At 46.8% G+C, this 10,083-nt stretch carries 10 protein-coding genes; 3 read left to right on the forward strand and 7 right to left on the reverse strand.

Annotation, left to right across the window (positions count from 1 at the left end; translation table 11 throughout):
• The 7 genes from A37S_RS0121835 to A37S_RS0121865 all read right to left on the reverse strand — a co-directional run.
• Nucleotides 1–237: transposase (locus A37S_RS0121835; protein ID WP_036603809.1), on the reverse strand; the 237-nt coding region annotated here is incomplete at its 3' end.
• 65 nt (nt 238–302) lie between these two features.
• The gene (locus tag A37S_RS26475; protein WP_051293391.1) at nt 303–1,712 is read right to left on the reverse strand and encodes an undecaprenyl-phosphate glucose phosphotransferase; all 1,410 of its coding nucleotides are present in this window, start codon (nt 1,710–1,712) and stop codon (nt 303–305) included.
• Between the two features lie 24 nt (nt 1,713–1,736).
• Nucleotides 1,737–2,825, reverse strand: coding sequence for a Wzz/FepE/Etk N-terminal domain-containing protein (locus A37S_RS0121845; protein ID WP_028298789.1), 1,089 nt, complete (start codon nt 2,823–2,825; stop codon nt 1,737–1,739).
• A gap of 44 nt (nt 2,826–2,869) precedes the next feature.
• Complete coding sequence (locus tag A37S_RS0121850; RefSeq protein WP_028298790.1) at nt 2,870–5,389, reverse strand: SLBB domain-containing protein; 2,520 nt, start codon at nt 5,387–5,389, stop codon at nt 2,870–2,872.
• Nucleotides 5,390–5,482: 93 nt separating this feature from the next.
• Nucleotides 5,483–6,325 carry a glycosyltransferase family 2 protein gene (locus A37S_RS0121855; RefSeq protein ID WP_028298791.1) on the reverse strand — a complete coding sequence of 281 codons (843 nt, stop codon included), beginning with the start codon at nt 6,323–6,325 and terminating at the stop codon, nt 5,483–5,485.
• Nucleotides 6,310–6,897, reverse strand: coding sequence for a DapH/DapD/GlmU-related protein (locus A37S_RS0121860; RefSeq protein ID WP_028298792.1), 588 nt, complete (start codon nt 6,895–6,897; stop codon nt 6,310–6,312). Before A37S_RS0121860 ends, A37S_RS0121855 begins: the two co-directional genes overlap by 16 nt.
• Entirely contained in the window at nt 6,894–7,703 is an 810-nt protein-coding gene (locus A37S_RS0121865; RefSeq protein WP_028298793.1) for a glycosyltransferase family 2 protein, read from the reverse strand. Before A37S_RS0121865 ends, A37S_RS0121860 begins: the two co-directional genes overlap by 4 nt.
• Before the next feature lie 456 nt (nt 7,704–8,159).
• On the opposite strand from A37S_RS0121865, the gene A37S_RS0121875 reads away from it, so the two are divergent.
• The 3 genes from A37S_RS0121875 to A37S_RS26905 form a co-directional block, all read left to right on the forward strand.
• Complete coding sequence (locus A37S_RS0121875) at nt 8,160–9,554, forward strand: MBOAT family O-acyltransferase (RefSeq protein WP_245586450.1); 1,395 nt, start codon at nt 8,160–8,162, stop codon at nt 9,552–9,554.
• Nucleotides 9,555–9,575: 21 nt separating this feature from the next.
• Nucleotides 9,576–9,824, forward strand: coding sequence for a hypothetical protein (locus A37S_RS0121880; protein ID WP_028298796.1), 249 nt, complete (start codon nt 9,576–9,578; stop codon nt 9,822–9,824).
• Between the two features lie 66 nt (nt 9,825–9,890).
• Nucleotides 9,891–10,083, forward strand: a 193-nt coding sequence (locus A37S_RS26905) for a DUF4372 domain-containing protein (protein ID WP_028298797.1), incomplete at its 3' end; no start/stop codon positions are given.

Consider the following 10,083-nt stretch of genomic DNA (forward strand, 5'->3'; position numbering starts at 1 on the left):
CTCCATTTTGGCTTCTTTCAACTCTTTTTCTAAACGACGTATCTTTTGATCTTCTTCGCTCACTCCGGGTTTATCCATGATAATATGTCCTCCGTTATAGCGCCGATCGTTCCGCCACTTACTCAATAAACTTGGATCCATGTCCAGTTCCTCCGCGGCAGCTTTTACTGAGCCTTTTACTGTTGACAGCTCTATTGCCATCCTTTTAAATTGTTCGTCGAACACTCGATTTCCCATAGTACAACAAATTTAATTATTCATCTTTAAATCTGTCTCTACTCAAATGTACTAACTCCACTCTACTAGTACGCGTTTTTGTCGCCTACCAACATTTTCCAGAAGGTGAGGAAGATGATCTTCATATCCAGCCAGAAAGTCCAATGCTGTATATACCATACGTCGTAGGCTACCCTTTCTTCCAATTTCTCGGGATTGTCCGACTCGCCCCGCAAGCCGTTGACCTGTGCCCACCCCGTGATGCCGGGCTTGCACTGATGGCGCACCAAGTACTTGTTGATGGCATGCAGAGCCTCTAGGTTCATCAGCGTGGCGTGCGGCCTGGGGCCTACCACGCTCATCTCGCCGCGAAACACATTGAAAAACTGAGGAAATTCATCCAAATTGGTCTTGCGCAGGAAACGGCCTATCTTGGTGATGCGCCTGTCGCCTTTGCGCGCCTGCCGAAAGGTCCCTTTCTCGTCGCTATCGCCCAGGTCAGTGTACATGGACCTGAACTTGTAGCATTTGAAAGGCTTGTTGCGCTTGCCCCAACGCTCCTGCATGAAGAAAACGGGGCCCTTGCTTTCCAGCTTAATGAGGAAGGCGATGAGCGGCAATAGCCAGGAGCAGACAAACACAAGCACCAAAGTACTGAACAGCAAGTCGAAACCTCGTTTCAAGAACTGGTTGAACACGTCTTCCAAAGGCTCCTGCACCATGCTGATGAGGGGAAAGCTGCCCAGCATGGTCACCTGCAGCTGCCCATTGGCGTAGGAGGCTACCTTGGGGATGAGGCGCACCTGCACGGCATAGGCGCTCAATATGTTGATGATCTCGCGGGTATCGTAGCTGGCATTGCCCGCTTCGGTCACAAAGACCTCGTCAATGCGGCCCAGCGAGCTGAGGCCGCTGGCCATGGTCTGCAATTTGGCCATGGCCTGCCGGTGTCCCCGCACGATCATGGAGCCCGGAATATACTTCACCATTTCATAGCCGTATAGCGGGTTTTGGAGGATAAAATGGTAAAAGCGCTTGCCAGACACCCCATCGCCCACCACCACCACACGTTTCAAAAAGCGGCCCTTGCCATAGTAGTAGTAGAAAAACTTGCGCACACCGATCTTCGACATAGGCATCAGTACAAACAGTCCCAAGGCATAGATAAATACAAAACTACGCCCGTAAAGCTGTTCCTTGAAGGTGAAACTGAAGAGGATGCACAGCAGCACTTGCACGACGATGACATTGAAACAAGCAAAGAGGTCCTTGAGCAAGGTATGGTGCAGCACCGGCGGGTAGAGGCTGTATCGAATGGAGGCAAAATACCAGCCTATGAGCAGGTACAACAGAAAAAGGCCATCCGCCAGATCAGCACTTGCCAGGGCGGCCTGCTTGCCAAAACACATGGCCAAAAAAAAGGTAAGCACAAGGCCGGCACCGTCAAAACAGATCTGTACGAGGTAATAAAAGTTGTGATGCTCCCCTTTTCTCATGTTGCCTCCACCTCTAGATCGATCCTATTCTGCCATGATACTTTGCAAAATACGTTTTGCCAACAAGTATAAGGTAGTTAAAAAGGCGACTAAAAAGCCTCCGATAAACATGCCTTTCATTTTGCCCACTCTACTCTTCTCCAAGGGAAGATAAGGCCTATCCAAGACCTGTATAAGGGGCTTATTGTTGCGAAGGGTAATCTTGGCCAGCTCCTGCTGCTTGACCAGTTCGGTAAGGATGGCCGAATTGGCCGTAACGTCTACCTGTCGCCGCTGCGAAGGCACCCGCAGGGTGGAAAAGGCCGTATTGGCATTGGGGTTGGCCTCGGTGGCCATGGCCACGCCACTAATGGCCTCATTCAATTCGCGTCGTACCGAATCTACCTGATGGGTCAATACGGTTAGGTTTTCCTCCGCCTTCTTGGTTTTGGTTTGTATGTAGAAATTGGAGGCATTGGCCAACAAGGCCTCGCTAAATTGCTGGCTAAAGCGCTCGTCCAACGTTTCGATAGATAGCGAGAGGATGTTCAACTTCTTATCGGGCTTTTCTATGGTGAGCAGATCCTTTATGATTTCCTTATGGAAGGAACTTAAAATAGCATCCTGTTTATAATCACCCAATTTATTGGGAATGAACTGAAAGTCCTTTAGGGTGTCTATTTCCGACCATTTTTCGCGATATCCGTAAATGTCAGCATACCAGTCGGCCATCAGTTGCTGCTTGCCGCCCACCGTGACGGGCGTGAAGAGCGTGCGGTAGATCATGCGTTTGGATTTGAGGAATTCCATGATATTGTCGCCGGAAAAAAGACCGGCGCCTTCCATACCACCAAGGTTAACGCCAATCATGCTGGCCAAGCCCGCCATGGATCCCATGCCACTGCTGCCCTTATCTTCCTCTAGCACAAAAGTAGTGGTGGCGGTGTACTTGGTTTTGGTAAACAGGGAATAACAAAGTCCCAGCACAGCCCCAATTATGACGGCTATGGCCAAGATATACCATTTGCCAAGAAGATACCGCCAAGTATGCTGTATCTTCAGTAGCAGCTCCTTCAGGGATATTTCATCATCCGCATTTTGCCTGATATGGCTATTTGTATTTGATTCTTGCATCGTTAAAACAAAGAAATATACACGCTGTAATCTTTATTACTATCCTATCTAAGCACATTGATAATCAAGACCGCTGTGGTGACTATACTGCTGGCAATGCCTATCCATGCCGCCGTAGACACCCGTTCGCGCGGTGGCCTTTGCGGCACAAAAATTTCCGAGCCCGGCTTCACCTTGGGATAATTGTTGAAAAACAGGAATTTGCCGGTACCTTGTGCAGAGCCATTGGCATAGACCACGTAGGCGCGCTTCTTGAGCGCCCGTGGAGAGAAGCCCCCCGCCTGGGAAATGTATTGCCGAAAACTCCTGTTGGGGTTGTACACGGCAGTGCTGGGTGCCAGCACCTCTCCCGAAATCTTCACCGTTTGCAATTGCTTGGGTACGGTAATCAAGTCGCCTTGCTCCACCAATAGGTCTCCTTCGCCTTTGGGCGAAGACATGATCTTGCTTAGATTAATTCCTACGTTGTAATTGTTGATGGAGTATTGAAGGTCTTCCTCATCGGTCGTCGCATATTCCACGCTCCCCTGCAGGGCCCTTACCCTTGCCAGGCGCTGCCGCTCCTGCTGCCGGGTCAATTCGGCCAATACGGTGTCTTCGCGGCTGGAGGTCATCGTGGTATCCACATTTACAACAGGTTCCCTGCGCAAACTGGCTCCATCTACAAAGGCATAGGGAGTGAAGCCACCGGCACGCTTCACGATATCGGAAATGCGTTCATCTTTGCGGCTGATGCTATAAGTGCCAGGGTAGAGCACCTCCCCCTCTATGCGTACCGTCTTCTGGCTTTGGTAGCCAGCCTCCGACCGTACCACCACCATATCAAAAGGCTGTAGTTTAAATCCTTTGGTTGCATCCTTCAAGCTGCGGTCTATATCCACCAAAAACACGCGTGCCGTAGTGGCCGCCTCGTTCATAATATCGGCATTGCGCACGCGGCGCGCTACTTCTATGCGATGGGCACTGGCGGCCTCATTGAAGCCTCCGGCCATCATGATGAGCTCTTCCAAGGTCATGCCCTCGGCATAGTTGAAGGTACCCTTTTTGCGCACTTCACCATCGATACTAACTTTGTATTCTTCCCTGAGATCGAAAAGGCTGGGTATAACGATGAGGTCTTCGCGCTTGAGCACAATGTCTTCCTGTGTACCTGCCAATACATCGGCTACGGAAAAAGAGAGCTGTTCCAGCTGAAAATCATCCTTCAGGCGCGTGATATAGCCCTTGCTCTGAAAGGCATCCTCTTTCAGGCCATCGGCTTTTTTGATCAGCATGGACAAAGTGAGGCCCTGGCTCAACTCGTACTGGCCAGGCCTAAAGACAGCGCCATTGATGGTAACCCTATTGGCAAAGCGCTCCAGGATGCGCTGTATGGTATACACATCGCCCGATTGGGGCTCGAACTGGGTAAACTGACTTTTGAGCAAATCTTCTATACGATGCTCCTTGCCCGTATTGCGAATGACGGATATCCTACCATCATAGGCATACTCGGTGAATCCGCCCGCATAACGAAGCAGATCGGAAAAACTTTCTCCTTCCTTGGTCTCGAAGAGCATGGCCCGCTTCACCTCGCCCACGAGTTCTACCCTGTTTATATAGGGGTCTACCTGTATCACATCCTGGTCTTTCAGGACAATATTGGCACTGGTATAGCCATTTTGAAGAAAATCGTACAGGTCCAAATGGGCAACTACTTTTCCGTCGCGCACTATCCGTATATCCCTCAATGTTCCGTTTGAATTGGGCCCGCCAGCGCTGTAGAGGGCATTGAAAACCGAAGCTACGGAAGGGAGGGTATAGGTGCCTGGTTGGGTTACCTCGCCCGTAACCACTACCTTGATGCTACGTATGTTGCTGAGCGAAATATTGACCTTGGTACCGCCACTGCGCATGGCCGTGTACACGCCAGACATCTTTTGGCGAATGCGTGCGGTAGCCTGCTCGATGGTAGCTCCGCCTACATTGACAATGCCCACATAAGGGACATTGATATTGCCGTCAGGTGTGACGGTCAACAAGTAGCTGGCTTCCGAATTGCCATAGATATCTATATTCAGTTCATCACGAGCGCCTATCACATAATCCATAGGTGTTGCGATGTTGAGGTTGGGCTCAAACTTGGGCGTACCGTTCATAAAGAGATTGGCTCCGTAAATGCGCGAGCGCAACGAATCTTCATAAAGCTGCTGGGGGCTTTTCTCCATGCCAACGCTATCGTCGGCTGTACTATCCACAGTTCTACCGGACGGTGAGAACCCCCTACGGGAATTATTGCCGCTGGAGCCTCCCTGGCTTTGCACCTGCATAATACGTTGGCGCAATTTCTGAATCTCGCTTTGGGGCATGCCACGCTGCTGCGCCATTTGCAAAAGCTGGGATTCATTCATGCCGGAAGACTCGGCTTGCGCAATAAAGCTCCGTATCTGCTCATCGCTCAACTCATCCACTTTCACCGTGCTCAGGTTGTTCGGGTTAACCTCTTGCCCGTACACTTGGCCAGCGATGGAAAACAAAAATAAACAGGAAATGATCAGTCTATAGAAGGATGTGTAAATATTCATATTTTGGTAAAAATATCCAAGATGCAAAGAAACACTTTTTTTCGCTTAAAACGTAAATTAATCTGTAATTGCCACATCCCAAAAGGATCATTATTACATATCTTTTAGCTTTCCTAGCCTTTGAAGCACTTCTCCATTTTTTTGCTTGCGCTTCCCATCAAATAGCCAACCCCATTTATTGAAATATCGAACGGCAGAAGCCAAATGCAGCAGCAAAAGACGCAAGTCTACGTAAGATCCCCTTTTATAGATATGAAAGACAGATACAAAGGGATAACATACCGTATCGTATTGCGTGCCTATACGTCTCACCAGATCCAAATCTTCCATATACATGAAATAACGATCGTCAAATTGCCCCACCTTCTCAAACACCTCGCTTCGCATAAACATGAAGCAGCCGGAAAGGTTAGGTATATCCATCACTCGGTCGTAATCATAAGCCCATAGTTCGTACTGCTTTTGCCTTTCTAAAAGCCCTTTTTCAACAGGCAAAAAACGTCTTAGAAACAGGTCAACCGGCGTGGGCAGCAGTTTGCAGAGTCGCTGAATGCGGCCATCTGGATAAACCACCTTGGGCATCACCATGCCCACACGGTGATTGCTTTCCATAAATGTCACCAAGGCAGGAATAACCTCTTCCGAAAAGTAAACATCTGGGTTGAGGATAAGATGATATGCAACACCCAGGCGACTACTTTCTTCAATAGCGATATTGTGCCCCCCACCAAAGCCCCTGTTTTTTTCGTTATGAAGATATTCAATGCGACCATCGGTCGCTAAGAACCTCAACCGATCCGTTTTGGAATTGTCTACCAAATAGAGCCTCTTCAAAAAAGCACTTGCCAAACAGCTCGCTATCGTATTCTGTACTTCACGCTCATTATTTTCGTACAGCACAATGGCCGCTGTCCACCATACTACACGCTCTCCCATACCCCTTTCTCTGGATTAAAACGCTTGTACAGTCTAGCGGGATTGCCAATGAGGAGGGAATAAGGAGGGAAACTCTTGGTAACTACCGCGGCAGCGCCCACTACGCTATGGTGTCCCAGCTCTACGCCCGGCAGGACGACCACCTGTTCGCCCAGCCAACAGGCATCGCCAATGGAGACTGCCTTGGAATACAAAGGACGATCGATAGGAGGCAGCGCCATTTGATCCCCACACTCTCCCTCAAAAGTACCGTGGTTATGGTCCGTAATAAAAACCCGGCTGGCAATCAAGACATCATTTCCTATATGAATACTATCTATGGCACCTATGTGCACATAGTCGTTGAGCTGTACCCTATCTCCCAGATAGATGCACTCAGGTGATGCAAGCCGAGGTAATGCCTCTAAGCGGCAGCCTACACCCGTGGTCAGGCCCTTTCCCAAATGGATGTAACGCCTATTGCGAATCTCGAAAGGGAAACGGATGAGCCTAGCGCCCGAATAGAAAATCCTGGTACGCAATAGATTCATCATCATGCACAAACTTCCCCAAAACCCGTATTTGGCTATCATATCTTCCTCCATTTGACAAGGGCAAACCTACGAAGATATTTCATCAGGGAATAAAAGACAAGGAAAAAATACTCTATCTTACCCACAACGCCCAACTGATAGCCCAATTTCATGTTACGCAGCTCGCCTTTTTCCATCTCTTTCAAGTTGGAGGAAAGACCAGAATGACCGAAATGCGGTTTGCCGTTTCCGGTAATTACAAGACTTTCATTGAGCAATACGCAATGCTTTCGCGCACTGATGCGAATCCAGTAATTGCCTTCCTCCGCATAGCGCTGCTGTTCATCGAAATAACCTATCTCCTGCAACAATTCTCTCTTGAAAAGAACGGTGGGGGTAACAAAAAAGGTTTTATATAGCAGCAGCCTGGCCGAAATGGGCGTGAGCTGTTCAAACTTTTGGAATAGCCACCTATCCCAATGTTCTCCATTGCGGTTACAGCCCAAAAAATCAATCGACGGATGCTCTTGCATGATAGCGACCTGTCTGGACAGCTTATTTGGAAGCCACCGATCATCGGCATCCAACAAAGCGATATAGTCGCCTTTTGCTGCCGCCATACCTCGATTGCGGGCTTTGGAGACACCCCCATTAGGCTGTGCCAACAGTTTGGTATCGACGCCCCCCTCGTATTCAGAAAACAAGTGCTCCACGAGCTTCTTGGAGCCGTCCGTACTACCGTCATCCACTACGATCAGTTCATAAGGCAGGTACTCCTGCTCAAAAACCGATTGCACCGTATGCGCGATGGTTTCTTCCGCATTGAACATTGGGATTACCACACTGATTTTCAACTTTTCATTCATCCTTTACAAATCTCTTCGCTTTGCTGAAGTCTATTCTTTCGGTGCTTGCTCACTTCTTCTATTCCATAATGCAGCCGCAAAGCTACAAAAGAATGGCATAAGTGCGCATACATCTCCGGCTCAAACCGATNGCATAGTTCTTTTATGCCACTTGCAAGATGTGCTATATTTTCAAACGATTTACCTACAGGTGCATCAGCCAACGAGAACAAATCATCAAACAAAGGCGCTTTCAAGGCAAGGATGGGATTGCTTTTATATGCAACGCGATTAAATTGCATATAAACGGCAATTTATCTAACTTTGGAAGTTGTCTGCAATGGCTCGACATAAACAAAATTCAACGGTGGAACCAGCATAACGACACAACGGAAATAACACCGAAAATCCCTAGGTAAAAGAGTAGGTGCTGAAAATTGGTTTATGCAGTTTAATTCGCTCGATTTCGCCGTGTTTATGCCGATAGTCTTCGGGATCTATTGGCTCCTTGGCAAAAATGTAAAATTTCAAAATTTGTTTCTGCTCGCTGCCTCGTATTTTTTTTACGCTTGGTGGGATTGGCGCTACCTGTCGCTCATCTTGGTTTGCTCGCTTACAAACTACGCTGCGGGCTTGCTACTTATGATGCACGATAACAAAAAAATACGAAGCACAATACTAATCATCTGTTGTACGGTATGTTTAGGAATACTTGGCGTTTTCAAGTATTACGATTTTTTTGTAAACTCTTTTGTCGATGCGGCTTCACTGTTTGGTGTGCAAATGCACCCGCACACACTGAAATTAATTTTGCCTGTAGGCATTTCATTTTATACTTTCCATACTTTGAGTTACACTATTGACGTGTATCGCCGGAAGTTTGAGCCAACACGCGATGTGGTTTCTTTTTTCCTCTTTGTTAGCATTTTCCCGCTAGCGATGGCAGGACCAATTGAACGAGCAACAAATTTATTACCACAAATTTACCCTCGCCGAAAATTCGACTATACTTTGGCAGTTGACGGTTGCAGACAAATTCTGTGGGGATTGTTTATGAAAATCGTAATTGCCGACAATTGCGCATTGGAAGTCAATCGTATTTTTTTGAATTACGATGTTTCTACCGGTAGCACGCTGCTAATGGGGGCAATTTTTTTTGCTTTTCAGATTTATGGCGATTTTGCAGGATATTCAAATATGGCCGTCGGCATCGGAAAATTGCTTGGCTTCAGGTTTTTGAGAAATTTCAATTTCCCATATTTCAGCCGAGATATTGCCGAATTTTGGCGGCGGTGGCATATTTCTCTCAACACTTGGTTTCGCGATTATCTCTACATTCCGCTCGGCGGCAGTCGTGTGTCAAAACTAAAAGTTGCACGCAATACATTCGTAATATTTTTAGTGTCAGGATTTTGGCACGGCGCAAATTGGACATTTATTGCGTGGGGCGCGTTTCACGCCTTGTTGTTTTTGCCCGAAATTTTGACAGGAAAAAATCGAAAGTTTACAAATACCGTCGCAGAAAACCGTGTTTTCCCTAATTTAAAAGAGATTTTCCAAATGGGAATTACTTTTTTGTTGGTTGTCGCAGGTTGGATATTTTTCCGTGCCGAAACAATCGGGCAAGCAGTGGACTATATTTCGGGGCTTTTATCGCCAACAATTCTCTCTAAGCCGACAGGGGGACGATTTATTTTCATCTACATTATTTCATTTGTAATTATTGAATGGTTTGGCAGAAATGGCGAATTTGCCATTCAGAATATCCCTTTAAAATATAGAATTGTACGTTGGGCAATTTATTTCACGCTGATTTTTGTCATAGTATTTTGCGGCGGCGTTTCGTCCGAATTTATTTATTTCCAGTTCTGATATTTTGATTTCCATAATGATATGAAAAGGTTTTTAATTACATTCAGTATATTTACACTTGCGCTTGCCACAGTTTCTCCCTTATCTTTATTGCTGCCTTACAAAAGAATTTCGCAGGCTAACAGAGATTTTTACGCCGTTGTGGAAAAAAGCAAACGAAAAACAAAGAAGAAGAAATTGATAATCGGCGACAGCGTTTCAGGGCAACTTTTCCCATATGCAATGGATGGAAAAAAATATACTTTTTCACTACTGACCGACAAAAAATAATTTAAGGAGCTGCCATATCTGGCAAGCTCCTTTTTTCATATTTTGGTTTTACGACAAACTAAAAATATGAGTGATAAAAATACAGAAAAGAAATTAGTCGGTCAGCCAATCTTCAAACAATTATTAGGTTTTATTCCAAGGAACAAATTTGAGATGCTTGTGAGCAAGCACCGGTCTGACCGCTATTACAAGACCTTTGATTCATGGACACAACTCATGACGATGCTGTTCGGAATATTCAGCCGATGTGATTCTATGG

Source organism: Olivibacter sitiensis DSM 17696, assembly GCF_000427965.1.
Lineage (GTDB): Bacteria > Bacteroidota > Bacteroidia > Sphingobacteriales > Sphingobacteriaceae > Olivibacter > Olivibacter sitiensis.

Bases quoted from the DNA above. Each gene is read 5' to 3' on its own strand.
- A37S_RS26475 (WP_051293391.1), bottom strand. From the start codon at position 1,712: ATGAGAAAAGGGGAGCATCACAACTTTTATTACCTCGTACAGATCTGT.
- A37S_RS0121845 (WP_028298789.1), bottom strand. From the start codon at position 2,825: ATGCAAGAATCAAATACAAATAGCCATATCAGGCAAAATGCGGATGAT.
- A37S_RS0121850 (WP_028298790.1), bottom strand. From the start codon at position 5,389: ATGAATATTTACACATCCTTCTATAGACTGATCATTTCCTGTTTATTT.
- A37S_RS0121855 (WP_028298791.1), bottom strand. From the start codon at position 6,325: ATGGGAGAGCGTGTAGTATGGTGGACAGCGGCCATTGTGCTGTACGAA.
- A37S_RS0121860 (WP_028298792.1), bottom strand. From the start codon at position 6,897: ATGATAGCCAAATACGGGTTTTGGGGAAGTTTGTGCATGATGATGAAT.
- A37S_RS0121865 (WP_028298793.1), bottom strand. From the start codon at position 7,703: ATGAATGAAAAGTTGAAAATCAGTGTGGTAATCCCAATGTTCAATGCG.
- A37S_RS0121875 (WP_245586450.1), top strand. From the start codon at position 8,160: ATGCCGATAGTCTTCGGGATCTATTGGCTCCTTGGCAAAAATGTAAAA.
- A37S_RS0121880 (WP_028298796.1), top strand. From the start codon at position 9,576: ATGAAAAGGTTTTTAATTACATTCAGTATATTTACACTTGCGCTTGCC.